Below are 25,797 nucleotides of genomic sequence, written 5' to 3'. Positions count from 1 at the left end.
CGTGCGTCAGCTCACGGGGAGCTGGTCCTTGGCCCACTTGTAGTCGGCCTTGCCCGCGGGCGAGCGGCGGATCTCGGGCACGTCGACGATCACCTTGGGGACCTTGTAGTTCGCCAGGGACTGCCGCAGGAACTCCGACAGCTCGTCCTGCTCGACCGACTGCCCCTCGCGGAACGAGACCACCGCGGCGACCTTCTGCCCGTAGCGTGGGTCCGGCGCCCCGGCGACCAGCGCGTCGTGCACGGCCGGGTGGGCCTTGATCGCCTGCTCGACCTCCTCCGGGAAGACCTTCTCCCCGCCGGTGTTGATGCATCCCGACCCGCGGCCGAGGAACACGATCGTGCCGTCCTCCCGGATCTGACCCATGTCCCCCAGGATCGAGACGCGGCGGCCGTCGACCACGGGGAAGGTCCTGGCGGTCTTCTCCGGGTCGTTCCAGTAGCCGAGCGGCAGGTGCCCGCGGCGGACGATGTAGCCGACCTCGTCCGAGCCCGGCTCGATGGGTCGGAAGTCCTCGTCGACCACGCCGAGCTTCGGGCTGGCCGGGATGGTCATCTCGCCGGACTCGTTCATCCCCAGCTCGCCGTCGTTACCGGCCTCGGAGGCGCCGAAGTTGTCGCGGATGATGATGTTGGGCAGCACCTCGAGCACCCGATCGCGACTGGACTTGGACCAGATACCGCCGCCGGAGGCCATCATGAACAGCGTGCTGAAGTCCATGGTCTCGGTGGCCTTGACCAGCTCGTCCGTCAGCGGCACCGCCATGCCGTCACCGACGAACATGAGGATGTGGGCCTTGTGTTCCGCCGTGGCCCGGATGATCTCCGCGGCGTCGAACTCCCGGAACATGATGAGGTGGCCGCCGAGGTTGACGAAGGTCAGCAGCGTGAACAGGCCCGCGCCGTGCATGAGCGGCGCGGAGATGACCACCTTCAACCCGCCGTCGGGCGAGATGTTCTCGGCCACCTCGTCGGGGCTGTGCCGCTTGTCGCCGTAGGGGTTGCCGCCCGACAGGCACGCGTAGAAGTAGTCCGACATGTGCCACTGCACGCCCTTGGGGAAGCCGGTGGTGCCGCCGGTGTAGACGATCCAGTGGTCGTCGCCACGGACGGGCTCGAAGTCACGCTCCGCCGACTGCGCCGGCCATTCGGTGTCCCCGTCGACAACGGTGAGGCCCTTGGCGGCGCACGCCGAGGCCATAACCTCCGGGACGCCGCCGAACACGATCACCGTGCGGACGGTCTCGAGGTCCGGGATCGCGGCGGCCATGGTCTCGGCGAACTCGGCGTCGACCAGCACGGCGATCGACCTGGAGTCGTTGAAGAGGTAGACCAGCTCCGGCGGGGTGTACCTGAAGTTGACGTTGATCCCGGCCACCCGGGTCTTCATGCACCCGAGGATGGCCGCCATGTGGGCGGTGCTGTTCTTCATGTAGAGGGCGACGTGGCTGCGCGGCTCCGCGCCGTGCGCGAGGAGCAGGTGGCCCATCCGGTTGGCGAGTTCGTCGATCTGGCGATAGGAGTACTCGACACCGTCCATGGTCAGCAACGGGTTGTCCGGGATCGTGTCGACGACGGCCTCGAACACCGCGGCCTGGTTCATCTCAGGATTGGTGCCGGCGAGCGGATCGGTCGAGTGGTCAGCAGCTTCGGTCATGGCGGAATCCTTCGCGAGGTCAGTCAAAATGTGGCTGTCCTCACATTGTGACCTGAACTTGTTCTCATGTCCAGACGGCACCCTGATCAGGTCAAACTCCCAATAAATAGAACGGGTTCTAGCTATACTTCCCTCCGCGAATGCGATTCTCCGTGACCCCGCGCCCGTGAGCGCCTACATTTTGGACATGAGTTCACGGCGGTCCCCACAGAGCGGCGCGCCCTATGACGGGGGCCTGATGCTGCCCCACGCCACCAGGACGGGGACCGTCCCGGTGGACGGTCGCCGATCTGCCGCCCCCGAGGCGGACCGACCGTCGGGCCGGACGCCGACGCTGACGGGCCCCGGCGAGCAGGGGACCCTCCGGTCCCGCGGGCTCGCCGGCGGCCTGAGGATGTTCGTTCGCCCCGCCCTGGACAAGATGCCGGCGACCGACGTGTCCCTCGGGCGTCTTCGTGCGCTGACCTCCGGAGCCGGCCGGGCGGCCGCCCTCGAGACGACCAACGACTGGTCCTCGGACGGTCCCGTGCCCGGGTTGTGGGTGGGTCGCAAGCGGTTCTTCCACTCGGACAAGGTGATCTTCCACATCCACGGCGGTGGCTTCACCTTCGGATCCCCCTGGTCGCACAAGGCCCTCGCCTCGCGGATGGCCAGCGAGACCGGCGTGCCGGTCTTCCTGCCCGACTACCGGCTCGCGCCCGAGCACCCGCACCCCGCGGCCACCGAGGACACCCTCGCGGGCTGGGAGTGGCTGCTGAGTATGGGCTTCCGGGCGCAGGACATCGTGGTGGCCGGGGACTCCGCCGGCGGCAACCTCGCCCTCCAACTCGTGGCCGCCCTCGGCGCGAAGCAGGCCGCGATGCCGGCGGGGGTCGTCCTGCTCTCGCCGTGGGTGGATCTGGACTTCACGGACATGACCGCCCGCGACCGCACCCGCAAGGACCCGTTCCTCGCCCTCGGCCTGGCCGAGCTGTGCCGACGCCAGTACGCCCCGGGGGTGGACCCGGACGACCCCGCCATCTCGCCGATCAACCACGTCCCGTCCCCGGACTGGCCGCCGTTCCTCATCCAGTGTGGGGGCGAGGAGATCTTCTGCGGGGGGATCGAGAAGCTCGCCGAGCGGTTCGCCGAACACGGGGTCCGGCACGAATTCCAACTCTGGCCCCACCAGTTCCACGTGTTCCAGGTGTTCCACCCCCTGGTCCCCGAGGCCAAGCTCGCGGTGCGCGACATCGGGTCGTTCGTCCGCGGGTGCCTGCGCAGCTGAGCCACGGGGTCAGACCGGCGGTCAGACCGTGAGCACCAGGCCCGACGTCGGCACCCCGGTGCCCGCGGTGACGACCAGCTTCTCCGCACCCGGCACCTGGTTCACCGAGTCGCCCCGCAGCTGACGCACGCCCTCCGCGATGCCGTTCATGCCGTGGATGTAGGCCTCGCCGAGCTGCCCGCCGTGGGTGTTGAGCGGCAACCGCCCGCCCACCTCGAGCGCGCCCGGTTCACGGACGAAGTCCTTGGCCTCTCCTCGGCCGCAGAAGCCGAGCTCCTCGAGCTGCATGAGGACGTACGGCGTGAAGTGGTCGTACAGCACCGCCATGTCCATGTCCTGCGGCCGCAGCCCGGACTGCGCCCACAGCTGGTCGCCGACGATCCCCATCTCCGGCAGTCCCGCGAGCTCCGGGCGGTAGTACGAGGTCATGATGAACTGGTCAGGCCCCGAACCCGAGGCTGCCGCCGCGATCGACACCGGACGGTGCGGCAGGTCCCGGGCGCGCTCGGGGGTGGTCACGACGATCGCCTGACCGCCGTCGGACTCCTGGCAGCAGTCCAGCAGGTGCAGTGGCTCGGCGATGTAGCGCGAGCTCTGGTGATCCGCGAGCGTGATCGGCTTGTCGTAGAAGAACGCGTGCGGGTTGACGGCCGCATGGGTGCGGTCCACCACCGCGACCCGGCCGAAATCCTCGCTCGTGGCTCCGTACTCGTGCATGTACCGCCGGGCGACCATCGCCACGAACCCGGCCGGGGTCGACAGCCCGTGCGGGTAGGAGAAGGCGTTGTCCGTCCCGGACGAGTTGACCTGCTGCACCAGGGCCGAGTTGACCTGGCCGAACCGCATCCCCGATCGCTCGTTGAACGCCCGGTAGCAGACCACCACCTCGGCCACCCCGGTCGCCACGGCCATCGCGGCCTGCTGCACGGTGGCGCACGCCGCGCCGCCGCCGTAGTGGATCCGGGAGAAGAAGTTCAGGCTGCCGATGCCGGCGGCCCGCGCCACCGCGATCTCCGTGTTGGTGTCCATCGTGAAGGACACCAAGCCGTCGACGTCAGACGGCTGCAGGCCCGCGTCGGCGACGGCCGCGCGCACGGCCTCGGCGGCCAGGCGCAGCTCGGAGCGGCCCGAGTCCTTGGAGAAGTCGGTGGCACCGATGCCGACGATCGCGGCCCGGTTGGCGAGTGATCCGGCCGCATGGGTGCTCACTGCGGGTCTCCGTTCATGTAGAGGGTCGCCGTCGAGGTGACGTGCGCGCCCAACGAGTCCGTGCCGACGATCGTGAGCGTGACCAGCCCGTCGTCGTCGACCCCGGTGACCTCACCGGCCAGGGTGAGCGTGTCGTACGCGTACCAGGGCACTCCGAGGCGCAGCCTGATCGACGTGATCCGGGCGCGCTGTCCCGCCCAGTCGGTGACGAACCGCTGGACCAGACCGGTGTCCGTGAGGATGTTGACGAAGATGTCCTTGGAGCCCTTGGCATGGGCCAGGTCGCGGTCGTGGTGGACGTCCTGGAAATCCCGGGTCGCCAGAGCGGACGCCACGATGAACGTCGGGGTCCCCTCGATGGTCAATTCGGGCAGACGGTCCCCCACCGCCACCGCGGGCGGCTCGGCCGGGCAGATCACTCGATCGCTCACTTCGACTCCTCCTGATCGGTGGTGGCACGGTCGGTGGTGGCACGGTCAGTGGTCGCGCGGTCGACGATCGGTCGCCAGGCGTAGAGGGTCCACGGCTCGGTGCCGAAGGCGGCGTCCTCACCGGGGTCGCCGGGCATGTCGAGGAAGTCGACCTCGACCGGCATGCCGATCGACACTTCGGCCGGGTCGACGTCGCGCAGCTCACCGAGCATCCGCACGCCCTCCTCCAGTTCCACGAGGGCGATGACGAACGGGAACCGGGTGCGTCCCGGGACGCGCGGGGCGTGGTGGGTGACGAAGCTGAAGACGGTGCCGCGGCCGCAGGACACGACGTAGTCGGTGTGCTCGGACCTGTCCTTCCACAGCGCCGGGACGGGCGGGTGGTGCAGTGATCCGTCCTCGAGTGTCTGGATGCGCAGTTCGTGGGCGCGGACGCCGTCCCAGAAGAAGCGGGTGTCCTGCGAGACGGACGGGCGCATCACCTTGCCCACCACCAGGTCGTCAGTGGGGGAACCGGAGCTCGAGACGATCCCGGCGGGCGCCACAGCGGGCTCGGCGGCGGGGTCGGTTGCGGGCTCGGCGGCGCGGGCGGCGGGGCGGAACTTGAGGATCCGGAAATCCATCTCCGCCACGACCTCGTCGCCGACCCGCCAGTAGTTGCGGGTGGTGAAGAACCAGCCCTCCCCCAGGCCCGTGGTCTTGGGTCCCACGACGTCGGTGAGCACCGAGGAGATGGTGACCTCCTCGCCCGGGCGGGTGTACCGGTGGTAGGTCGAGTCGCAGTTGGTGGCCACCACGGAGGTGAAGCCCTCTGCGTCGAGGATGTCGGTCATGCGCCCCAGCGGGTCGTCGGCCTCCCGAGCCTTCCCCAGACCGCGCATGGTCCACACCTGCGCCATCGCCGGTGGGGCCACGAGGCCTCCGTGACCGGCCGCACCGGCCGCGGCCTCGTCGGTGTAGATCGGGTTGACGTCCCCGATCGCCTCGGTCCAGTTGCGGATCATCGGCGTGTTGATGGGATCGCGGCCCGCGCGGCGCGCACTGCCGCCGGAGGCTCGAACCTCCTCGGCGGCGGCCAGGATGCGGGCGGCCTGCTCGTCACTCATGAGTGCCTTCTCGTTCGTTCGTGGGCGGGCTGACAGAGGGTCGGGTCAGCGGGCGGTGCGGGGCATGCCGAGACCGCCCATGCAGGTCAGTTCGCGCATGACCTCGTTGACGCCTCCCCCGAAGGTGATCACGACGTTGCGCTTGTTCATCATGTCGAACCACCGCTGCAGTTTCGCGGTGTCGGGATCGGTGGGGTCACCGAAGCGGCCCAGTAGTTCTTCGATGATCCGACCGACGTGTTGAATCCTCTCGGTGGAGAACACCTTGGACGCGGCCGAGTCACCCATCGACGGGTTCTCCCCGGCGGAGGAGACCTGCCAGTTGAGCAGTTCGTTGAGTCGGACGAACGCGAAGATCTCGGCGAGCCCGCGCCGGACCTCCGGCCTGTCCAGGTGCCGGACCCCGTCTGCCCCGGTGCCGCGGGCCCAGCCGACCAGCTCGTCGTAGTACCCGCCCGGCCGGCCGGACGGGGCCAGCATCACGCGCTCGTGGTTGAGCTGGGTGGTGAGCATCTTCCACCCGCCGTCGACCTCGCCCACCACCATGTCCGCCGGGACGCGCACGTCCGAGTAGTAGGTGGCGTTGACGTGGTGGGCGCCGTCGCAGGTGATGATCGGGGTGTACGAGAACCCGGGGTCGGTGGTGTCGACGATGAAGATGGTCAGCCCGCGGTGCCGCGAGTCCGGGGCCCCGGTGCGGGCGGCCAACCAGATGTAGTCGGCGTGGTGGCCACCGGTGGTCCACATCTTCTGCCCGTTGATGATCCAGTCGCCGGTCGCCTCGTCGCGCCTGGCGGTGGTCCGCAGCGCGGCGAGGTCGGTGCCGGCGTCGGGCTCGGAGTAGCCGATGGCGAAGTGGATCGAGCCGTCGAGGATGCCGGGGAGGAACTTCTCCTTATGCGCCTCGGAGCCGTACTTCTGGAGGGTCGGGCCCACGGTCTGCAGGGTGACCGAGGGTAGCGGGACGTCGGCGCGGGTGGCCTCGTTGGTGAAGAGCAACTGCTCGATGTGGCCGAAACCCTTACCGCCGAACTCGGTGGGCCACCCCACGCCCAGCCACCCGTCCCGGCCCATCCGCTCGATGATCGTCGCGTAGGTGTCGCCGTGGCGGGTGGTGGCGATGTCCGCGGCCTCCTCGGGCGAGATGAGCGTGGAGAAGTACTCGCGGAGTTCGGCCTGCAGTGCCCGCTGGTCTGGAGTGAGGTCGATGAAGGTGCCCTCCGGAGCCGCACCGGCGCCGGCGTCGGCGGGGGCGGGCGCCACGTGCTCGACGGGATCGGACGCCACCGCCGACGCGAGGTCGTCCAGGTGGGACTGCGCGCCGCCGACGAAGCGGGCCAGATCCTTGACGGCCGATGAGTACCGGAACATGGGGTACGTGATGTCCACCCCGACCCCGCCGTGCAGGTGGTGCAGGATCTGCACCGCCCGCGGCCCCTCGGTGGCCAGCCAGTAGGCGCCGATCGTCGGGTCGGTGGCGTAGCGGTCGGCCGGGCCGGTGAGCCCCTCCGAGACCCGCCAGGTCACCGACTGGGCGATGACGTGCAGCGTGCGCGAGATGATGTAGACGTCGGCCAGCTCCTGCTGGACCGCCTGGAACGAGCCGAGGGGTTTGCCGAACTGCACCCGGTTCTTGAGGTAGTCGGCGGTCATGTCCAACGCACCGGAGACCAGGCCGTCGCCGTGGGCGATGCAGGCCGCCAGGACGAGCCGTCGGAACTCCTCGAGAACCGATCCGTCCCCAGCGCCGCGGAGCACCTCGTCGTCGTCGACCGGCGTCGCGTCGAACCGCATCGCGTATTCCGGCACGCCGAGCGACCCGAGGGTCGGGGTCAGGGTGACCCCGGGGGCGTCGGGGGCGACGACGACGAGGACGGGGGCACCCTCGGCCGTGGACACCGGCACCAGGACCGATCGGGCCTGGGCGGCGTAGCGGACCGCGGTGGCGGTGCCGGAGATCGTCCCGCCGTCAAGGAGCACGGTGGGCTCGAGCGGCAGCGGGCTCCCGGGCTCGGCGAGGGCGGCGGTGAGGATCCGGCCGTCCTCGATCTCCTCGAGGAGCGCCTTCTGCTGGTCCGCGGTGCCCAGGGCGACGATCGGCAGGACGCCGAAGCCGAGGGTCTCGAGCGCGGGGATCACCACTCCGGACCGGCCGACCTCCTCGAGGACCACGGCGATGTCGGCCACCGAGAGGTCGTCGCCTCCGAGCGCGGCGGGCAGGCCCAGCGAGAGCAGGCCCGACCCGGCGAACGCGGACCACAGCCGCTCGTCGTACCCGGCGTCGGCGACACCTCGGCTGGGCAGGGCGGTGAGCAGCTCGTCGGCCGGGGCGGCGGTGGTGAGTGCGCCGGCCACGGCCTCGGCGACGGCGGCCTGGGTCTCGGTACGGGTGAAGTCCACGTCAGATCAGTCCTTAGTCGAGAGGGGTTCAGGCACGGGTTCGGTCAATCCCTGGGCAGGCCGAGGATGCGTTCCCCGACCACGTTGAGCAGCACCTGTTCCGTGCCGCCGGCGATCGACAGGCAGCGGACCATGAGGAACTTGCGCCCCTGCTCGGTGAACTCGACGCCGCCGGTACCGGTGAGCTCGAGCCCGAACTCCGCGATGTCCTGGCGGTGGCGCACGCCCACGATCTTGCGGACGGAGGACTCGGCGCCCGGGCCGGAGCCGGAAAGGGTCCGCAGGGCGGTGCGCAGGTCGAGCAGGCTCCCCACCACCCCGTCGGCGACGTGCCTGCCGAGCTCGTCCAGGACCAGGGCGTCTTCCTGGGCCCCCGCCGCGCGGATGAGCCCGATGATCTCCTCGGCGGCCTCGCCGAGCGAGGAGCCGCCGCCCATCGCCACACGCTCGTTGGCCAGGGTCGTGCGCGCGATCTTCCAGCCGTCGTTGACCTGTCCGACCTGGAACTCGTCGGGGACGAACAGGTCCTCGAGGTAGACCTCGTTGAACAGCGCCTCACCGGTGATCTCGCGCAGCGGCCTGGTCCGGATGCCCTCGGACTTCATGTCCACGAGGAAGTAGGTGATGCCCTTGTGCTTGGGGGCGTCGGGATCCGTGCGGGCCAGGCACATGGCCCAGTCGGCCTCGCGCGCCAGGGAGGTCCACACCTTCTGGCCGTTGATCCGCCACCCCCCGTCGACCTTCTCCGCGGTCGCGCGCAGCGCGGCGAGATCGGAGCCGGCGCCGGGCTCGGAGAACAGCTGACACCACGTGATCTCGCCGGCCATGGTGCCGCGGACCAGCCGGTCGGCGTGCTCGGGTGCGGCCTGCAGGATGGTCGGCACGGCCCAGCCGCCGATGGTGATGTTGTGGCGGCTCACGCCCGCGGCCTCGAGCTCCTCGTCGATCAGGAGTTGTTCGGCGGGCGAGGCGCCCAGTCCCCACGGCTCGGGAAGGTGCGGCATGAACAGGCCGGTGTCCGCCAGGGCTCGCTTGCGCTCGTCACCGGAGACCGCGGCGACCGTCGCCACCAGGGCCCTGATCTCCTCGCGCCGGGAGTCCAGACCCTCGACCTCGGACAGGTCGATCTCGAGGTGTCGCCGAGCGCCGGCCAGGGTGAGCTCGGCCAGCGAGCGCCGCCAGCGGGCCGAACCGCCGATCGCCTGGCGCAGCGCGCCCGCCCGTCGCATGTAGAAGTGTGCGTCGTGCTCGAAGGTGAAGCCGATCCCGCCGAGGATCTGGATGCAGTCCTGCGCGTTGCGAACGGCGTTGTCGAAGGCCAGCGCCCCGGCGACCGCGGCCGCGACGGGCAGCTCGGAGTCCTTGGCGAGCAGGTCCTCGGCGGCCGCGGCGGCGTCCCATGCCGCGGCACGGATCTGCTCGGTGCGGCAGAGCATGTCGGCCGCCAGATGCTTGATGGACTGGAACGAACCGATGGTCCGGCCGAACTGCTCGCGGATCTTGGCGTACTCGACCGCGGTGGTGAGCGTGTAGTCGGCGACCCCGGCGGCCTCCGCGGCGGCGAGGGTCACGAAGAGCTGGTGGACATGGTCCGTGGTGATGCCGTCGAGGATGCGGTCGTCCGGTATCCGCACGTCCTCGAGCGTCACGTGGCCGATGGAGGCCGACAGGTCGTACGGGGTCGCGGCGGTCACTCTGAGTCCCTCGGTGTCCCCGTCGAGCAGCGCCCACCGGGTCTGTCCGCCGATCTCGACCGCCAGAAGGATGCCGCCGCCCGTGGTCCCGCCGTAGGCGACACCCGGGTCGCCGCTCACGGTGGTCGAACCCTCGGTGGTCGAGCCCCCGGTGGTGGTGTCCTCAGTGGTCGGCCCCTCAGTGGTGGACCCCTTGAGGGTCGCCACCCCGTGGCCCAGGCAGACGCCCACCGGCAGCCCGCCCTCGGCGATGGTCTCGCCCAGGGCGGAGGCCACTTCGCCCCCGGCGCGGGAGACCAGCACGCCCGCGACGGTGGTCGACAGGACCGGGCCGGGGGCCATCCGGGCGGTGGCCTCCTCGAGCATGCAGGCCAGGTCGAGGATCTCGGCCCCGGCCCCGCCGTACTCCTCCGCGACGGCCACGCCGAAGATCCCCAGTTCGGCCAACTGGGCCCAATGTGCCTTCCACGCGTCCGGGTCGGTCTCCTGTGCGCGTACTGTGTCCACGGGATCGACGGACTTGGCCCAGGACCTGATCGAGTTCTGGATCTCGATCTGATCCGGGGTGGTGGCGATACTCACGGTGGCTCCTCGTCGCGACGGGGTTCGAACCGGCGCGGGTCCCGGGACCGGCGCTCTCCCCCATAATAGAACGTGTTCTAACAACCGTGTCCTAGAATGCACCAGCAGGACGTGATGACCGCACCCGGCCCCCGATCGGCCGTCGCCAGCCCAGGAGGCTCGCCTCATGACCAAGAGCTCGACCGAGACCGGTTCCGGTCCAGGCGCGTCCGATCCCGCCACCCGCGCAGACGAGCCCAGCACCTCGTCGCAGCGGGAGCGTCGTCGTCGCATCCTCGACGCCACGCTGGCCCTGGCGGCCAAGGGTGGGTACGAGGCGGTCCAGATGCGGGCCGTGGCCGAGAAGGCCGAGGTCGCCGTGGGCACGCTCTACCGCTACTTCCCCTCCAAGGTCCACCTTCTGGTCTCGGCACTGGCCCGCGAGTTCCGCCGGCTGGACCAGCGCACGGAACGGTCGGCACCGCCCGGCGACACCGCCCAGGAGCGCATGAAGGTCGTGGTGGACATGATCACCAAATCCATGCAGCGCGATCCCAACCTCACCGAGGCCATGACCCGGGCGTTCATGTTCGCCGACGCCTCGGTGGCCAACGAGGTCGAGGAGGTGGGCTTCTACATGGACCGGATCATCGCCCGCGCCATGGCCCAGGGTGAGCCGGACGAGGTCCAGCTCTCGATCGCGCGCGTGGTCTCCGACGTGTGGATGTCGAACCTCGTCTCGTGGCTCACCAGGAGGTCGTCCGCCGCAGACGTCAACAGCAGGCTGGGGCTGACCATCGACCTCCTGCTGGGCACCGACGACTCACCCCGCCGCGCGCGTCTGCACACCGCGATCGGCAAGGGGAACGGGGCTGCGGAGGACAGGGCAGCCGAGGAGCGGGTGGAGGCCGACGCCGACGCCGCGGCCGGGGCCTGACCAGGGCCTGACCGGGGCCTGATCGGGCGCCGCCACTCGACCCTCCCCACACGCGCGCTAAGACTGCAGCCGCACACGAAATCTCGTGTGCGGCTGCAGTTGTTGCGCGCGCCTGAGGCGCCTTACCGGCCCGGGGACCGAGCGCACCCCGGTCAGGGCACGACGACCGGCGGGACCTCGCGCACCAGGTGCGAGACGTCGGCCGTCCAGCGGACCGGGCCGTCCGCGGGGGTCCACCGGGTGAGCAGGTCCGACACCTTGGCCGTCATCTCCCGGCTCAGCCGCAGGAACGAGGTCCCGGGCTGGTCGTCGACCTCTCCGAGGATCAGCCACCAGGCCCAGGCCACCGCACCTGCGTTGGCCACGAAGTCCGGGAGCACCGCGATCCCGCGCGCCGTCAGGTCGAGTTCGGCGTCGATGGTGGTGGCGGCGTTGGCGGCCTCCACCACGATCGGCGCCGTGACGGACGCGCAGTTGTCCGCGGTGATGGCGTACGAGACAGCGGCGGGGACCAGGACGTCGACGTCCATCCCGATGATCTCCTCCCGCCCCAGACACTGGACCCGGGCGGGAACGGCCGCGCGGTCGATCTCACCGAAGCGGTCGCGGGTGGCGAGCAGCGCGGGGATGTCGAGGCCCGCAGGGTCGTAGAGGGTCCCGGCGGCGTCGGCCACCGCGACCACGGTCATGCCGGCCTCGTGCAGGTACCAGGCGGCCGCTCCACCCATCGTGCCCACGCCCTGGACCGCGACGGTCGTGCGGCCGACGTCCCAGCCGCGGACGTAGGCCGCGGCCAGGCACGCCTGCGCCACCCCGTACCCGCCGATCACGTCGCCGAGCAACCCGCCGGGCACCTCGGCGGTGAGCCCGCGGAAGATTCGCGCGGCGGTCTCGGCGGGATCCCCGGAACGCTCGATGGCGGCGTGGTAGGACTGCCGCATCCCCAGTCCCGCGAAGACCTCGTCGATCAGGTGCTGCGGGACCCCCAGGTCCTCGGCGGTCACCCAGTGACGGTCGAGGAACGGGCGCATCGCCTCGCAGAACCTCGACAACACCTCGACGGCGCGCGGATCCTTGGGGTCGAAGTCGATCCCGCCCTTGGCGCCGCCCACGGGGAGGTCGAACGCCGCGGTCTTGCGTGTCATGCCCCGGGCCAGGTCCTCCACCTCACCCAGGGTGCAGCCGGCCCGCATCCTGGTGCCCCCGGTGGCCAGGCCACCGACCAGGGTGTCGACGACGAGGAAGCCGCGAGCGCCCGTGATGTCGTCCTTCCAGTGCAGCCGCAGGTACGGCTCACGCGTGGTGGTCCGCTCCGCGGGCGGAGCGGGAACAGCCACCGGCACCGACCCGGTCGTCGCGGTGCTACCCGGAATCTCGATGGATGTCATCGTGCTCGCCTCCTGAAACGCCTGTGTCCGACTCTCCGTCGGGGTCATTCCAGGATGGGAGCGGGAACGGGGCCGGGTCCAGCGAGAATCGATGGACCTGACCGTTCAGATTTTCTGCACTGTCCCCGGTCAGCCCCTATTCTCGGGGGCATGGAGCCGTCACTGCATCGTCTCAGGCTGCTCCGCGAGCTGGAGCGTCGCGAGACCGTGACCGCTGTGGCCGGTGCCCTGGACTACACGGTCTCCGCGGTCTCCCAGCAGCTCGCGCTGTTGGAAAGGGAGGCGGGGACCCCTCTGTTCGAGCGGCGCGGCCGGCGGATCGGACTCACCGATGCCGGATTGGTCCTCGCCGGGCACGCGGAGACCATCCTCGCCGCGGTGGAGGACGCCGGGCACGCGATGGAGTCGGCCCGGGCCGGGGTCGGCACGACTCTCACCGCCGGCGTCTGGGCGTCGGTGGCCACCAGGCTGCTGCCGGAGGGGATCCGGGTACTCGCCCGGGACCACCCGGGTATCGGGGTGCGGAGCCGTGAGCTCGCCCCGGAGGACACCACGGGCGCCGTCCGGGACGGGTCCCTCGACCTGGCGTTCGTCCTGGACTACTCCAGCTACACGATGGCCCGCGTCCCCGAACTCACCCGTACCCCGATCGCCGTGGAATCCCTGCATGTCGTGGCCCCCCGCGGGTGGATCGACGCCGACGAGGTGGCGTTGGCCGACCTCGCGAGCAGGCCCTGGGTCCTGGCCCACCCCCGCTCGCATTTCGGAAGGGCGGTGCGGCTCGCGTGCCGCGAGGCGGGGTTCGAACCGGACATCCGCCATGAGGCCGGCGAGCAGTCGACGGCACTCGCCCTGATAACGGCCGGCCTCGGCGTGACCCTGGCCTCCGACCTCGGCCTGAGCACCACGACCGCGGATGTGGACGTACTACCGCTGAGCGACGGCCTGACCAGGACGGTCTCGATCGCCTACCGGGAACGGGACGCCCGGCGCCGGCCGCTGCAGGCCTTCGTGGACGCGTTCACCGAGGCCGCCCTCGGCCTGGGGCTCGACACCCCGTAGGACCTGACCGCACCCGGTCCGCGGGCACGCCACCGGGTCTCAGCGCCGCGCGAGGAAGTCGGGTCGTCGCGGAGTCCCCGCGAAGGGGCTGGCCAGCTCGTTCTCCACGCTGTTGAAGACGACGAAGACGTTCGCCCTCGGCACCGGGCTGATGTTCCCCCCGGAGGCGTGGAGGGTGTTGCAGTCGAACATCGTCATCGACCCGGCCCCGCCCGTGAGGACGTCCAGTCCGTGCGAGCGGTACAGCTCCGCGATGTGCCCCTCGGACGGCACACCGATCGTCGGCGCCGTGCTCACGAGGGACTCCTCGTAGTACGCCTCCGGCGTCTCGCCGGCGCACTGGACGAAGTACTTCTGCGTCCCCGGCATGATCATCAGCGGGCCGTTGTACACCTCGTTGCGGGTGAGGGCGAGGGAGGCGCTGCACGCCCGCGGACGGGGCATGCCGTCCTCGGCGTGCCACGTCTCGAAGTCCGAGTGCCAGTAGAACGCGCCGCCTGCGAAGCCGGGCTTGTAGTTGAGCCGACTCTGGTGCACGTAGACGTCCGAGCCGAGGATCTCGCGGGCGAGTTCGATGGCACCGGAGTACTCGACCGCCTCCTGCACTACCTCGCTCAGGATGTGGACGTCGAAGATGGATCGCACGGCGTCGCTGCCGGCCTCGCGGATGACCCGTGGGTCGGTGGCCATCGTGGCGTCGGCACCGATGCGGTGCACCTCCTCGAGACAGGCGTCCACCCTGCCCGCGTCCAGTGCGCCCTGTCGCTGCACGTAGCCGAATTCGGCGAATCGCTGGATCTCGGGATCGTCGGCCCGGGACCACACCACCGGGACGGGCCTGTCGATGATGGTCGGGGTGGTGGTCACGCGCGTGACGTAGTCGTCGACGGCCAGTGCCATGCAGCTCCTCTCGGTGGCCGGCGGACCTCGTATGCCCGCCTCTGACCTCGACCGTAAGGAGGGTACTGACCACCCACAACCGGTCAGCCGCTGACGTATCCCCGGCCCTTGTCGACCGCGGGCCCGGGCTCGGCACCCCGTAGCCACGTCTGCAGGTGATCGAGGAACTGCCGGGAGAGCGTGTCGCGCCAGCCCTCCACGTCGCCCGACATGTGGGGGCTGATGTGCGCGCCGTCGAGGGTCCACAGCGGGTCGCCGTCGGGGAGGGGTTCGACGACGAGGACGTCCAGGTGCGCCGAGAGCCTGCCCGCGGCGATCTCGCTCGTGAGGGCCTCCTGGTCCACCAGTTGGCCCCGCCCCACGTTGATCACGTGCGCGCCGTCCGGGAGCGCGGCCAGCTCGACCTCGCCGAGCATCCCGCGGGTGGCCTCGGTCAGCGGGGCCACCATGACCAGGTGGTCGACGTCGCCCAGGTGATCTGCCAGCCGGGCCGAGTCCAGGACGACGCCGAAGTCCTCGTCGTCGTCGGAGGGTCGACGCCCCGCCCCCCGGACGTTCATTCCGACGGCCCTGAGCAGCCGCGCGGTGGCCCGGCCTATCCCCCCGGTACCCACGACGAGCGCCCGGCGCCCCGCCACCCGGGTGGTCTCGCGGTGGTGCCACTCTCCCGCTCGCTGCAGCGCCTCCGTCCGGTGCAACTGCTTGTCGTGGGCGAGCACGCAGGCCAGGACGTACTCGGCGATGGGCCCGTCGAACACGCCCCGGGCGTTGGTGACCAGGACGTCCGAGTCGCGAAGCTCGTCGAAGAGGAGCGCATCCACCCCGGCGGCGGCCACGTGGACCCATCGCAGCGCGTCGGCGGCGTGCCAGGCGGAGGCCAGTGCGTCGGAGAAGATGTCCCAGACGAGCAACACCTCTGCGCCCGGCAACGCCTCGGCCAGGGTGTCGGCGGTGCACTGGCGGACCTCGGCGAGGCCGCGCAGCTCGTCGAGGTGGGCGGGCGGGGCGACGCCGCCGGCGGTGAGCAGGACGACTGCCGGTCGCGTGGCCGGGTCCCGGTGGTGCTGCGTCATGGACACACCGTAGCGTGCTGGCACCGACCACCCGCGGATCGTCGGATTGTTGACAATCTACCGCGACGGGTCACACACTGGCCCCATGACCGCGCACCTGTCCCCCCTTCTCAAGCAGGCCACGCCCGTCGTGGTGGACCACGCCCTCGGCTCGTGGATCCACGGCACCGACGGCCGCGACTACCTGGACTTCACCACCGGAATCGGCGTGACCAGTACCGGCCACTGCCACCCCGACGTGGTCGCCGCCGCCCGTGAGCAGTGCGGAAAGATCATCCACGCGCAGTACACGACCGTCATGCACCAGCCGCTGCTGCAGCTGACGGAGAAGCTCGGCGAGCACCTGCCCGAGGGGATCGATTCGGTCTTCTACGCCAACTCCGGCTCCGAGGCGGTCGAGGCGGCCGTCCGACTTGCCCGCATGGCCACCGGCCGGCCCAACATCGTCACCGTCCAGGGCGGGTTCCACGGCCGCACGGTCGCCGCCGCCAGCCTCACCACCGCCGGTACGCGCTTCTCCGCGGGCTTCTCCCCCCTCATGGGAGGCGTGGTGATGACCCCGTTCCCGCACGCGCTGCGGCACGGGTGGACCCAGGACGACGCGATCGACTTCGCGCTCGCCGAACTGGACTACCTGATGGCCTCCCGCGTCGACGCCCGCGAGATCGCGGCGTTCCTCATCGAGCCCGTGCTCGGCGACGGCGGCTACATGGCCACGCCGCCGCGCTACCTGCAGGGACTGCGTGACCGGGCCGACCGGATCGGGGCGCTGCTCGTGCTCGACGAGGTCCAGGCCGGCGTCGGGCGCACGGGCCGGTTCTGGGGCCACCAGCACACCGAGGGCCTGGTCCCGGACGTCATCATCACCGCCAAGGGGATCGCCTCCGGCTTCCCCATCTCCGCGATCGCCGCACCCGAGGCCATCATGTCCAAGGCCTGGCCCGGGTCGCAGGGTGGCACCTACGGCGGCAACGCCGTCGCGGCCGCGGCGGGGGTGGCGACCCTCGGGGTGGTCGCCAGGGAGGGCCTGGTGGCCAACTCCGCCGAGCGCGGGGCCCAGCTCCTCGACGGCCTGCGGCGTAGCCTCGGGGACGTGGGCGAGATCTGTGACATCCGCGGGACCGGCCTCATGCTGGGCGTCGAGTTCGGTGACCCGACCGCACCCGCCGGGAGCGCCGGCGCGGTCGAGGCCGCACGCCTGGCCGGGGCGGTGCAGCAGGCGTGCATCGACGAGGACCTGCTCACCCTCACCTGCGGGCCCACGGGGTCGGTGGTGCGACTCATCCCCGCGCTGGTGGTGACCGCCGACGAGGTGGACGCCGGAGTGGAGCGGTTCACCCGCGCGGTCCACCGGGTGTGCGACGGGGCGGCGTGACCTCCGTCGACCTGCGCGGCGGGCTCCACGAGGAACTCGTCGCGGCGGGCCTCGCACCCGAGTCGGACCCGCGCCGGATCGCCGAGTACTCCTACGACGCCTCCAACTACCGGGTCGTGCCGGAGTCCGTTCTGTTCCCGCGGTCGGAGTCCGAGGTCGCCGCCGCGCTGGCGGTCTGCCATCGGCTCGGCGTGCCCGCCACCGCGCGGGGCGGCGGGACCTCCATGGCGGGCAACGCCATCGGGACCGGTCTGGTCCTGGACCTGTCCCGGCACATGAACCGCGTGCTGGCCGTCGACGGGACGAGCCGGACCGTCACCGCCGAGGCCGGGTGCGTCCTGACCGACCTGCGTGCGGCCGTTCACGCCGCCACCGACGAGCGCCTGACCTTCGCGCCCGATCCGTCCAGCCAGTCCCGGGCGTGCCTGGGCGGGGCGATCGGCAACGACGCCTGCGGTAACCACTCGGTGCGCCACGGCCGGACCGCGGACCACGTGTTATCGATGCGGATCGTCACCTACGACGGCCTGCGCCTGACCGTCACCCGCAGCGGCGTCGAGGCCACCGATCCCTCGGACGCCGCCGCCACGACCCGCGCCCACCACCTCGACACCGAGCTGCGCGAGCTGGCCGCCGACCACCTGGCCGTCATCCGCACGGAACTTGGTCGTCTGCCCCGCCAGGTCTCGGGCTACCACCTGCGCCACCTGCTGCCCGAGGAGGGCTTCGACGTGGCGCGCTCCCTGGTGGGTTCCGAGGGCACGTGCGCGGTCGTCACCGCGGCGACCATGCGCGCCGTGCCCCGGTCCGCGCGGACCGGGCTCCTGGTCGTGGGGTACGCCGACGTCGTGGACGCCGCCCGGGACGTCACCGCGATCCTGCGCCACCAGCCCACGGCGGTCGAGGGGATCGACGAGGTGATCGTCGAGACCATGCGCGAGCGGCGCGGCGCCGACGCCGTCGCGGCGCTCCCCGCCGGCAGGGCGTGGCTGTTCGTGGAACTCGACGACGACACGACCGACACCGACGGCGTGCATGCCGACCGCGCCGGGGCGGGCCCGATGTCGGCGACCCTCGACGACCGGGTCGCCGACCTCGCGCGTGAGCTCACCGGCAGCGGCCACGCCGTCGAGGCGCTCGTCGTGACGGACCCGGTGGCCCGCGCCGATCTGTGGCGGGTGCGCGAGGACGGCGCCGGGTTGAGCTCGAGACTGACCGACCCCGCGACCGGGGAGACCATCGAGTCCTGGCCGGGATGGGAGGACTCGGCCGTGGCGCCCGACCGTCTGGCCGACTACCTCGCCGATTTCCGGGAACTGCTCGCGCGGCATCGCCTCACCGGCGTCATGTACGGGCACTTCGGGGCCGGGTGCATGCACATCCGCATCAGCTTCGACCTGCGGTCCGAGGAGGGCCGTCGGGTCATGCGCGCCTTCTGCACCGACGCCGCCCACCTCGTCGTGCACCACGGTGGCTCGCTGTCCGGGGAACACGGCGACGGCCGGGCGCGCTCCGAGCTCCTCCCGGTCATGTACTCGCCCGAGATGCTGGACACCTTCGCCCGCTTCGCCCGCATCTGGGATCCCGCGGGGATACTCGCCCCGGGCGGGCTCACCGCCACCCGCCCCCTCGACGGCGACCTCGCACTGGCCGGTGTCGCACAGGCTGGTGTCGCACAGGCCGGTGTCGCACAGGCCGATGTCGGCCTCCGTGGCCGTGACCTCCTCGGCGCGATCGTCACCGCCGACGGCGCCCACCCCGTCCAGGCCTGCATCGGCGTTGGCCGATGCCGCTCGTCGGCGGGCGGCGTGATGTGTCCGTCGTTCCGCGCCACGGGCGACGAGAAGGACTCCACCCGTGGCCGGGCCCGGGTCCTGCAGGAGGTGGTCCGCGGCACCCTGCCGATCGACGCCCCGGCCGTGGAGGACTCGCTCGAACTGTGCCTGGCCTGCAAGGCGTGCTCCTCCGACTGCCCGACCGGCGTCGACATGGCCACCTTCAAGTCCGAGGCACTGCACAGGCGCTACCGGCGGCGGATCCGCCCCCTGGCCCACTACTCGCTGGGCCTGCTGCCCCTCTGGCTGCGCGGGACCGTGCGGGCGTCCGGACCACTCAACGCCGTGCTCGCCACCCGCGCGGGCCGCGCCGCCGCCCGACTGGGCGGGCTCGCGACCGACCGGACGCTGCCGCGCTTCACCTCGGCCGCGCAGCTGCGGGGCGAACTGGCCCGCGTCCCGGACAGCGTGTGGTCCGTCCGCGATCACGGACCTCCCGGGACGCGCACCTCGGCAGAGGTCGTGCTGTTCCTCGACTCCTTCACCCGCGGCCTGCGCCCCGCCGTCGCCGGAGCCGCGGCCCGGGTCCTGGGCGGTGTGCACACGTCCGTCGCGTGCAGTGCCGACCAGTGCTGCGGGCTCACCCACGTCACCACGGGCAGGCTCTCCGCGGCGCGCCGCACCATGAGGGCGACCGCCCGCCGCCTCGACGCGATCCGCGGCCCGGACGGGGGCGAGGTCCCCGTCGTCGTCGTGGAACCCAGTTGCGCGGCCACCCTCCGCGAGGACCTCCCGCGCCTGCTCGCCGACACCCCCGACGCCGACACCGCCCGCCGCGTCGCCGCCCGCATCCGCTCGGCGGCCGACCACCTGGGACGACTCGCCGACGAGGGCCGCGCCCCCTCCTGGCCCGGCGGTACGGCCCCGGACCGGGTGACGGTACAGACCCACTGCCACGAGTACGCGACATTCGGTAACCGCGTCCAACGGGCGGCACTCACCGCCCTCGGCGTGGGCTCGGTCAGGGAGGCCACCGGTTGTTGCGGCGTGGCCGGGGATTTCGGGTTCACCGCCGGCCACGAGGCCGTCACCGCGGCCGTCGCCGAGCAGGCCCTGGCCCCAGCCCTGCGGGCCGATCCGGACGCCCCCGTGCTCACCGACGGATTCTCCTGCGCCACGCAGGTCGGCCACCTGGGCGCCACCGATCCCACCACCGGATCCGGCCGCGCCGGCCGGCACCTGTTCGAGCTCCTCGACCCCGATCCCAACCCCACACTCAGCCCCTCGCTCAGCTCCACACCCAGCTCCGCACCCACCAGGAGGCCCACATGACCCGATCCGCCACCGACATCATCGCCGCGCTCGGCACCGGCATCCACGTGGACGGGGCCTGGCGAGACGCGGACTCCGGCGCCACCTTCGAGGTGGTCAACCCGGCCACGGGCGAGGTGATCGCCACCCTCGCCGACGGCGGGGCCGCCGACGCCGACGCCGCGATCGAGACCGCCGGGCGGGTACAGCCCGAGTGGGCGGCCGTGCCCGCACGCGACCGCGCCGAGATCCTGCGCAGGGCGTACGAGCTGATCCTCGACCGCGCCGACGAGCTGGCCCTGCTCATGACCACCGAGATGGGCAAGCCGTTGGCCGAGGCGAAGGGCGAGGTCACCTACGGCGCGGAGTTCTTCCGCTGGTTCTCCGAGGAGGCCTGCCGCGTCCGAGGGGACGCCCGCCGGTCGCCCGACGGCAAGACCCGGCTCATGGTGACCCACGAGCCGGTGGGGCCGTGCATCCTCATCACCCCGTGGAACTTCCCCCTGGCCATGGCCACCCGCAAGATCGGACCCGCCATCGCCGCCGGTTGCACCATGGTGTTCAAGCCGGCCAACCTCACCCCGCTGACCTCGCTGTACGTGGTGGACCTCCTGCGCGAGGCGGGACTGCCCGACGGGGTGCTCAACACGGTGTGCACCACCGACCCCGGCAGTGTCGTGGAGCCGTGGATCGACTCCGGGATCGCCCGCAAGCTGTCGTTCACCGGGTCCACCCCGGTCGGGCGCACCCTGCTCGAGCAGTGCGCGCGAGGGGTGCTGCGCACGTCGATGGAGCTCGGCGGGAACGCTCCGTTCGTGGTGTGTGAGGACGCGGACATGGACACCGCGGTCGACGCCGCGATGGCCGCCAAGATGCGGAACATGGGCGAGGCCTGCACGTCGGCCAACCGGATCCTCGTCCACCGTTCGGTCCTGGACGAGTTCGGCCGGCGCCTCTCCGAGCGGATGTCCGCGCTGACCGTCGGCGACGGCACGCGCGAGGGCACCGACGTGGGCCCGTTGGTCGAAGAGAAGGCCGTGACGAAGGTGGTCGAGCTGGTCGACGACGCCGTGGGGCGCGGCGCCGAGGTCCTGTGCGGCGGGTCGCGAGTCGATGGCCCCGGGTACTTCTACCCACCGACCGTCCTGACCGGGGTCGCGGCGGACTCCGCCCTGATGTCGACCGAGATCTTCGGCCCCGTCGCCGCCCTGATCCCGTTCGACTCCGACGACGAGGCGGTGGAGCTGGCCAACGACACCGAGTTCGGGCTCGTCTCCTACGTGATGACCGAGAACCTGGACCGCGCGATGACCATGTCGGAGCGGCTGCAGGCCGGCATGGTGGGCGTCAACACCGGGATCGTTTCCAACCCGGCCGCGCCGTTCGGGGGCATCAAGCAGTCCGGCCTGGGGCGGGAGGGCGGCCTGACCGGAATCGAGGAGTTCGTGGAGACCAAGCTCGTGGCGATCCCGGTGCGCTGACGGGGCACCGACCGACCTGGGCCGGGTCGTTCGGGGGCGGGTCGCACGGGGCCGGCTCGTCAGGGGCGGTCAGCCGGTGCGGGCCCGGCCGGCGAGGCGGTGTCGCTCGGCCTCCGTCATGCCTCCCCAGACACCGTAGAGTTCCCGGTTGCCCACGGCGTGCGCTCGACACTGTTGGATGACAGGGCACTGCTCACACAGCTTCTTGGCCGCCGCCTCCTTACGCCGCCGGAGGCCTTTGGGGTCGTCGTCGGCGTTGTAGAAGAGGTCCGGTACGTCCCTGCACCTGCCGTACTCGGCCCAGGCCCATCGTTCGACGATCCTCGCAGCCGCGGTCGTCATTGTTCTCCCTCCCGTCCAACCCAGCTTCTTTCACGGTCGAGACTGTTCGGCACATCCCCAGGGGTGGGATGGGGCGCGACTGTTAAAGTTCTGATATGTCCGTCAGGGTTTCGGTGGAGAACGACTTCACAGTGATCATCGCCGGCGTTCACGCCCTGCTCTCCCCGTTCTGCGACCGCGTGGAGGTCGTGGTGAACCGACCCGGTTCACCGGGGAACGCGCCGGTAGACGTGGTGCTGTTCGACACCTTCGCCTCGCCCGTCGACTGGCAGGCCCGGTGCTCCGCAATGACGCTCGACCCCATGATCGGTGCCGTCGCCGTCTACTCGGCCGTCACGGATCCGCGCGCGATCGACGACGCCTTCGCCTCCGGCGCCACGGGGTACTTGTCCAAGTCTCTGTCCGGTGAACAACTGGTCGGCTCCGTGGAGCGGATCGCCGCGGGCGAACGGGTACGACTACTGGGGCACGACGGCGAGCACAGGTCCGCGGGTATGTGGCCGACAGGCGACGTGGGCCTGACCCCCCGGGAATCGGAGATGCTGGCGCTCATCGCCCAGGGAAGGTCCAACGAGGAGATCGCCGCGGTCTGCTACCTGTCGATCAACACGGTCAAGACCTACATCCGAGAGGCCTACCGCAAGATCGGGGTGACGACCCGCCCGCAGGCGGTGGCGTGGGCGATGCGCAGCGGGCTCGCGGTCACCCGCTGAGCAGCAGGGTCACCGCACCGGGCCGCCCTCCTTGACCCTGGCGAGCCCGTCCCTCATGTGGTCGACCAGCAACCCCCTGGCCCGGTCAGGGTCCCCGGCGCGCATGGCCCCGGCGATGGCCCGGTGTTCGGCGAGCCTGGACTCCGCGTCCGAATAGGTGCCGGCCATGGCGTGCAGACACATGCTCGTCTCGACCAGAACGGTCTCGTGCACCCGCGACAGACGGGGGCTCCGGGCCGCCTCCACCAGGACGTGGTGGAAGTCCAGATCCGCCTCGACCATGGCCCCCGACCGTGGTTCGTGGGCGAGGGAGGCCATCGCGTCCACGGCCGCGTCCAGCGCATCCGCGGTGTCGGCACCCAGTCCCAGCTCGAGCACCCGGTCCAACGCCGCGGTTTCGACCGTGGTCCGGAGGAGGTACATGTCCTCGACCGCCTCCGCGGAGAGGTCCGCGACGAACAGACCCCGGTTCCGGTGCGAGACGAGCAGCCCCTCCTGGGTCAGGCGCTGCATGGCCTCCCGCAGGGGCCCTCGGCTCACCCCGAGCGACCGAGCCAGCGCGGCCTCTCCGAGCTGCGCGCCCGGGGGGAACGTGCCGTCGGAGATCGCCCGTCGGAGGGTACGGGCGATGAGGGCCGGGGTCGACTCCCGGACGACCGGTTCCAACCCCGCGGCCGCGGCGGGCCCCGCATCCGGACCGAGGTCGGGACCGGCGTCCGACCCGAGCACCGTCATCCCCCGGCGCTTCCGGCCGGGGACGCGTGGATCCGCGGGGCGGGGACCACCTGACCGAGTGCCGCCTCGAGAGCGGCGCCCACCCGGACGACGAGCCTGTCGTCGAACCGCGCCCCCACGATCTGGATCCCCACCGGCAGGCCCGCATCGGTCGTCCCGCAGGGCACGCTCAGCGCCGGTTGCTGGGTCATGTTGAACGGATAGGTGTACGGGGTCCACGAGGTCCAGTCGGGGCTGTGCCACGCCGGAGGCACGTCCGATCCGGCGGCGAAGGCGGGGATCGGGGTGGTGGGGGTGATGAGGATGTCGTACCCCTGGTGGAAGTCCGCCATCCGCGCGCCCAGCGCCATCCGGACCGCCACCGCATCGAGATAGTCGGCCGCGGAGTAGTCGTGGTACCGGCCCAGCGCCTCACGCATCGACGGGTCGACGTGGTCGATCGCGTCTGGGCCGTGCGGCGCGAGCACCGCGGCGAGGCCCGCGAACCACAGCACGTGGAAGGCGTCGACGGGATCGGCGACTCCGGGATCGACCGAGTCGACCCGCGCTCCCAGCGACGCCAGGACGTCCACCGCGCGCGTCACCTCCCGCTCGACCTCGGGGTCGTTGGTGCCGAAACCCAGGTCGCGACTGTAGGCGACCCGCAGACCCTCGAGCGGTCGATCCCCGGCGCCGTTCCCCGCACCCTCGGTCGCCGCGGCGAGGTACCCGCCCGGGCCGGGGGTCGTCGCCCGTGCCGGCACCGCCGACCAGTCGCGGGGATCCGGCCTGAGGAGCGCGTCCATGAACGCGGCGGTGTCCGCGACGGTGCGGGTCATGGGGCCGGCGTGGGCGAGCGTGCCGAACGGACTCGAGGGGAACATGGGGATCACGCCGTAGGTGGGCTTGAGCGCCACGATCCCGCAGAACGCCGCCGGGATCCGGACCGAGCCGCCACCATCGGTGCCCAGCGCGAGCTGGCCGAGCCCGGCGGCGACGGCGGCCGATGCGCCTCCGCTCGACCCTCCCGGGGTGAGGTCGGTGTCGTGGGGGTTCCGGGTGATACCGGTGAGTGTGTTGTCGGTGACCCCCTTCCAGGCGAACTCGGGGGTGGTGGTCTTACCGACCACCACGCATCCCGCCTCGTGCACGGCCGAGGTCACCGGGGCGTCGTCGGGCCATGAGGCGGGGTCGGCGGCGCCGTCCTTCCGGGCCAGCAGGCGCGAGCCGCGCAGCGTGGGGACCCCGCGGGTGTAGAAGATGTCCTTGATGGACGTGGGAACGCCGTCGAGAGGACTCAGGGGTGTGCCCTGCCGGTAGCGGTCCTCCGAGCGACGGGCGGCCGCGAGGGTCTCCGCCCGGTCGACGTGGCAGAAGGCGTTGATCTCGCCGTCGACCCGCTCGATCGCCTCCAGCGCGTCCACCGCGGCGTCGACCGGGGACAACGCGCCGCTGCGGAAGCGCTGGGAGAGCTCCAGCGCCGTCAGGGAAGTGGTCATACGTCTACCTTCCGTCAGATTGTCGACAATCCTACAGTCGGCGACCACGTCGTCAACTCACACCGGCGCGGATCCGGACATCACGCCCCCCGGCGGGCAGCCCTTCTAGGCTGGGGCCATGACCCCCGCCGACGACCTGTCCCCCGAACTCGCCGACGCCCTGCGCCGGGCCGCCGGGGCCCCCACCCTGGTGATCGCGTGCGACTACGACGGAACCCTGGCGCCGTTCGTCGACGACCCGACCCTCGCCGTCCCGGCGCCCGGCGCCGTCGACGCCCTCGAACGGCTCGCCGGGCTGCCGCGAACCACCGTCGCCCTGCTCTCCGGCCGCAACCGCGAGGCCCTGGCGCAGGTGAGCGGCGCCGCCGCACCGGTGGTCCTGGTCGGTAGCCACGGGTCCGAGTGGGAGGGCGGTTTCGACACCCCTCTGGACGACGACGAGCTCGCGCGGCTCGCCCGGGTGCGTTCCGCACTCGAGGAGATCGTCTCGCACACCACCGGCGCACACGTCGAGCCCAAGCCCACCGCCGCAGTCCTCCACGTCCGGCCTGTCGAGGACCCGGATCGGCGTCGGACGGCGATGTCCGAGGCCATGGCCGGGCCCGCCGCCTTCGACGGAGTATTCGTGACCGAGGGCAAGAACGTCGTGGAGATCGCGGTTCGCGAGGCGAGCAAGGGCGCCGCGATCGAGAGGCTCGTCGAGCAGACCGGTGCCGAGATCGCGATCTTCATCGGCGACGACGTGACGGACGAACGAGGCTTCGCGCGCCTGCGCGAGGGGGACATCGGGATCAAGGTCGGGGACGGCCAGACCCTCGCCGGATATCGCGTCGCCGACATCCCCGCGGTCGTCGGGCTGCTCGCGCACCTCGCCGAACTCCGGGGTTAGACCGGGGGCCTGCT

At 71.4% G+C, this 25,797-nt stretch carries 20 protein-coding genes and 1 pseudogene; 8 read left to right on the top strand and 13 right to left on the bottom strand.

What is annotated here, in order from left to right; translation table 11 throughout:
* Nucleotides 1-6: 6 nt before the first annotated feature.
* Complete coding sequence (locus tag H483_RS24970; protein WP_017836009.1) at nucleotides 7-1,656, bottom strand: AMP-binding protein; 1,650 nt, start codon at nucleotides 1,654-1,656, stop codon at nucleotides 7-9.
* A gap of 187 nt (nucleotides 1,657-1,843) precedes the next feature.
* Between H483_RS24970 and H483_RS24965 the strand changes: the two genes are divergently transcribed.
* On the top strand, nucleotides 1,844-2,923 hold the full coding sequence (locus tag H483_RS24965) for an alpha/beta hydrolase (protein ID WP_042329040.1): 1,080 nt from the start codon (nucleotides 1,844-1,846) through the stop codon (nucleotides 2,921-2,923).
* Between the two features lie 21 nt (nucleotides 2,924-2,944).
* Here H483_RS24965 and H483_RS24960 read toward each other — a convergent pair whose 3' ends face one another.
* From H483_RS24960 to H483_RS24940, 6 genes and pseudogenes are all read right to left on the bottom strand, one after another.
* Nucleotides 2,945-4,132, bottom strand: a complete 1,188-nt coding sequence (locus H483_RS24960; protein WP_017836007.1) for a lipid-transfer protein — start codon at nucleotides 4,130-4,132, stop codon at nucleotides 2,945-2,947.
* Nucleotides 4,129-4,563 carry a MaoC family dehydratase gene (locus H483_RS24955; protein WP_017836006.1) on the bottom strand — a complete coding sequence of 145 codons (435 nt, stop codon included), beginning with the start codon at nucleotides 4,561-4,563 and terminating at the stop codon, nucleotides 4,129-4,131. The genes H483_RS24960 and H483_RS24955 overlap by 4 nt, the downstream gene beginning before the upstream one ends.
* The gene (locus H483_RS24950) at nucleotides 4,560-5,669 is read right to left on the bottom strand and encodes a bifunctional MaoC family dehydratase N-terminal/OB-fold nucleic acid binding domain-containing protein (protein ID WP_017836005.1); all 1,110 of its coding nucleotides are present in this window, start codon (nucleotides 5,667-5,669) and stop codon (nucleotides 4,560-4,562) included. Before H483_RS24950 ends, H483_RS24955 begins: the two co-directional genes overlap by 4 nt.
* Before the next feature lie 45 nt (nucleotides 5,670-5,714).
* Nucleotides 5,715-6,932, bottom strand: a complete 1,218-nt coding sequence (locus H483_RS40515; protein ID WP_371204011.1) for an acyl-CoA dehydrogenase family protein — start codon at nucleotides 6,930-6,932, stop codon at nucleotides 5,715-5,717.
* Nucleotides 6,933-6,974: 42 nt separating this feature from the next.
* A pseudogene (locus H483_RS40510) lies at nucleotides 6,975-8,024 on the bottom strand (acyl-CoA dehydrogenase family protein); the annotation flags it as partial.
* Nucleotides 8,025-8,113: 89 nt separating this feature from the next.
* Entirely contained in the window at nucleotides 8,114-10,345 is a 2,232-nt protein-coding gene (locus H483_RS24940) for an acyl-CoA dehydrogenase (RefSeq protein ID WP_017836003.1), read from the bottom strand.
* A gap of 166 nt (nucleotides 10,346-10,511) precedes the next feature.
* Between H483_RS24940 and kstR the strand changes: the two genes are divergently transcribed.
* Nucleotides 10,512-11,261: a cholesterol catabolism transcriptional regulator KstR gene (kstR, locus tag H483_RS24935; RefSeq protein WP_017836002.1), complete on the top strand. Its 750-nt coding sequence runs from the start codon at nucleotides 10,512-10,514 to the stop codon at nucleotides 11,259-11,261.
* Between the two features lie 152 nt (nucleotides 11,262-11,413).
* Here kstR and H483_RS24930 read toward each other — a convergent pair whose 3' ends face one another.
* Nucleotides 11,414-12,649, bottom strand: a complete 1,236-nt coding sequence (locus H483_RS24930; protein ID WP_017836001.1) for a Glu/Leu/Phe/Val dehydrogenase — start codon at nucleotides 12,647-12,649, stop codon at nucleotides 11,414-11,416.
* Between the two features lie 150 nt (nucleotides 12,650-12,799).
* Between H483_RS24930 and H483_RS24925 the strand changes: the two genes are divergently transcribed.
* Complete coding sequence (locus tag H483_RS24925; RefSeq protein WP_017836000.1) at nucleotides 12,800-13,711, top strand: LysR family transcriptional regulator; 912 nt, start codon at nucleotides 12,800-12,802, stop codon at nucleotides 13,709-13,711.
* 39 nt (nucleotides 13,712-13,750) lie between these two features.
* Here H483_RS24925 and H483_RS24920 read toward each other — a convergent pair whose 3' ends face one another.
* Together H483_RS24920 and H483_RS24915 are read right to left on the bottom strand one after the other, a co-directional pair.
* The gene (locus H483_RS24920; protein ID WP_017835999.1) at nucleotides 13,751-14,611 is read right to left on the bottom strand and encodes a phytanoyl-CoA dioxygenase family protein; all 861 of its coding nucleotides are present in this window, start codon (nucleotides 14,609-14,611) and stop codon (nucleotides 13,751-13,753) included.
* 83 nt (nucleotides 14,612-14,694) lie between these two features.
* On the bottom strand, nucleotides 14,695-15,684 hold the full coding sequence (locus H483_RS24915; protein WP_017835998.1) for a D-2-hydroxyacid dehydrogenase: 990 nt from the start codon (nucleotides 15,682-15,684) through the stop codon (nucleotides 14,695-14,697).
* Between the two features lie 85 nt (nucleotides 15,685-15,769).
* Between H483_RS24915 and H483_RS24910 the strand changes: the two genes are divergently transcribed.
* The 3 genes from H483_RS24910 to H483_RS24900 are packed head-to-tail and all read left to right on the top strand — an operon-like array spanning nucleotide 15,770 to nucleotide 21,626.
* Nucleotides 15,770-17,059: an aspartate aminotransferase family protein gene (locus H483_RS24910; RefSeq protein ID WP_017835997.1), complete on the top strand. Its 1,290-nt coding sequence runs from the start codon at nucleotides 15,770-15,772 to the stop codon at nucleotides 17,057-17,059.
* Nucleotides 17,041-20,166 carry an FAD-binding and (Fe-S)-binding domain-containing protein gene (locus tag H483_RS24905; protein WP_017835996.1) on the top strand — a complete coding sequence of 1,042 codons (3,126 nt, stop codon included), beginning with the start codon at nucleotides 17,041-17,043 and terminating at the stop codon, nucleotides 20,164-20,166. Before H483_RS24910 ends, H483_RS24905 begins: the two co-directional genes overlap by 19 nt.
* Nucleotides 20,163-21,626, top strand: a complete 1,464-nt coding sequence (locus H483_RS24900; RefSeq protein WP_017835995.1) for an NAD-dependent succinate-semialdehyde dehydrogenase — start codon at nucleotides 20,163-20,165, stop codon at nucleotides 21,624-21,626. The genes H483_RS24905 and H483_RS24900 overlap by 4 nt, the downstream gene beginning before the upstream one ends.
* A 69-nt stretch (nucleotides 21,627-21,695) precedes the next feature.
* On the opposite strand, the gene H483_RS24895 is transcribed toward H483_RS24900, so the two are convergent.
* Nucleotides 21,696-21,968: a WhiB family transcriptional regulator gene (locus tag H483_RS24895; protein WP_017835994.1), complete on the bottom strand. Its 273-nt coding sequence runs from the start codon at nucleotides 21,966-21,968 to the stop codon at nucleotides 21,696-21,698.
* A gap of 95 nt (nucleotides 21,969-22,063) precedes the next feature.
* Here H483_RS24895 and H483_RS24890 point away from each other — a divergent pair, with 95 nt between their 5' ends.
* Nucleotides 22,064-22,681 carry a response regulator transcription factor gene (locus tag H483_RS24890; protein WP_017835993.1) on the top strand — a complete coding sequence of 206 codons (618 nt, stop codon included), beginning with the start codon at nucleotides 22,064-22,066 and terminating at the stop codon, nucleotides 22,679-22,681.
* A gap of 9 nt (nucleotides 22,682-22,690) precedes the next feature.
* On the opposite strand, the gene H483_RS24885 is transcribed toward H483_RS24890, so the two are convergent.
* Nucleotides 22,691-23,416: a GntR family transcriptional regulator gene (locus H483_RS24885; protein ID WP_017835992.1), complete on the bottom strand. Its 726-nt coding sequence runs from the start codon at nucleotides 23,414-23,416 to the stop codon at nucleotides 22,691-22,693.
* Nucleotides 23,413-24,894, bottom strand: a complete 1,482-nt coding sequence (locus H483_RS24880; RefSeq protein ID WP_017835991.1) for an amidase — start codon at nucleotides 24,892-24,894, stop codon at nucleotides 23,413-23,415. The genes H483_RS24885 and H483_RS24880 overlap by 4 nt, the downstream gene beginning before the upstream one ends.
* A gap of 118 nt (nucleotides 24,895-25,012) precedes the next feature.
* Between H483_RS24880 and otsB the strand changes: the two genes are divergently transcribed.
* Nucleotides 25,013-25,783: a trehalose-phosphatase gene (gene otsB / locus H483_RS24875; protein WP_017835990.1), complete on the top strand. Its 771-nt coding sequence runs from the start codon at nucleotides 25,013-25,015 to the stop codon at nucleotides 25,781-25,783.
* Nucleotides 25,784-25,797 lie beyond the last annotated feature (14 nt).

This window comes from Dietzia sp. UCD-THP (assembly GCF_000349585.1).
In the GTDB taxonomy this organism is placed as follows: domain Bacteria; phylum Actinomycetota; class Actinomycetes; order Mycobacteriales; family Mycobacteriaceae; genus Dietzia; species Dietzia natronolimnaea_A.
Note: the sequence above shows the minus strand (reverse complement) of the source record. Positions and strands in the feature narration are given on the sequence as shown.

Coding starts and splice junctions, on each gene's coding strand:
- kstR (WP_017836002.1), top strand. CDS start 10,512: ATGACCAAGAGCTCGACCGAGACCGGTTCCGGTCCAGGCGCGTCCGAT.
- H483_RS24950 (WP_017836005.1), bottom strand. CDS start 5,669: ATGAGTGACGAGCAGGCCGCCCGCATCCTGGCCGCCGCCGAGGAGGTT.
- H483_RS24970 (WP_017836009.1), bottom strand. CDS start 1,656: ATGACCGAAGCTGCTGACCACTCGACCGATCCGCTCGCCGGCACCAAT.
- H483_RS24915 (WP_017835998.1), bottom strand. CDS start 15,684: ATGACGCAGCACCACCGGGACCCGGCCACGCGACCGGCAGTCGTCCTG.
- H483_RS24910 (WP_017835997.1), top strand. CDS start 15,770: ATGACCGCGCACCTGTCCCCCCTTCTCAAGCAGGCCACGCCCGTCGTG.
- H483_RS24890 (WP_017835993.1), top strand. CDS start 22,064: ATGTCCGTCAGGGTTTCGGTGGAGAACGACTTCACAGTGATCATCGCC.
- otsB (WP_017835990.1), top strand. CDS start 25,013: ATGACCCCCGCCGACGACCTGTCCCCCGAACTCGCCGACGCCCTGCGC.
- H483_RS24920 (WP_017835999.1), bottom strand. CDS start 14,611: ATGGCACTGGCCGTCGACGACTACGTCACGCGCGTGACCACCACCCCG.
- H483_RS24930 (WP_017836001.1), bottom strand. CDS start 12,649: ATGACATCCATCGAGATTCCGGGTAGCACCGCGACGACCGGGTCGGTG.
- H483_RS24965 (WP_042329040.1), top strand. CDS start 1,844: ATGAGTTCACGGCGGTCCCCACAGAGCGGCGCGCCCTATGACGGGGGC.
- H483_RS24925 (WP_017836000.1), top strand. CDS start 12,800: ATGGAGCCGTCACTGCATCGTCTCAGGCTGCTCCGCGAGCTGGAGCGT.
- H483_RS24900 (WP_017835995.1), top strand. CDS start 20,163: ATGACCCGATCCGCCACCGACATCATCGCCGCGCTCGGCACCGGCATC.
- H483_RS24895 (WP_017835994.1), bottom strand. CDS start 21,968: ATGACGACCGCGGCTGCGAGGATCGTCGAACGATGGGCCTGGGCCGAG.
- H483_RS24885 (WP_017835992.1), bottom strand. CDS start 23,416: ATGACGGTGCTCGGGTCGGACGCCGGTCCCGACCTCGGTCCGGATGCG.
- H483_RS24880 (WP_017835991.1), bottom strand. CDS start 24,894: ATGACCACTTCCCTGACGGCGCTGGAGCTCTCCCAGCGCTTCCGCAGC.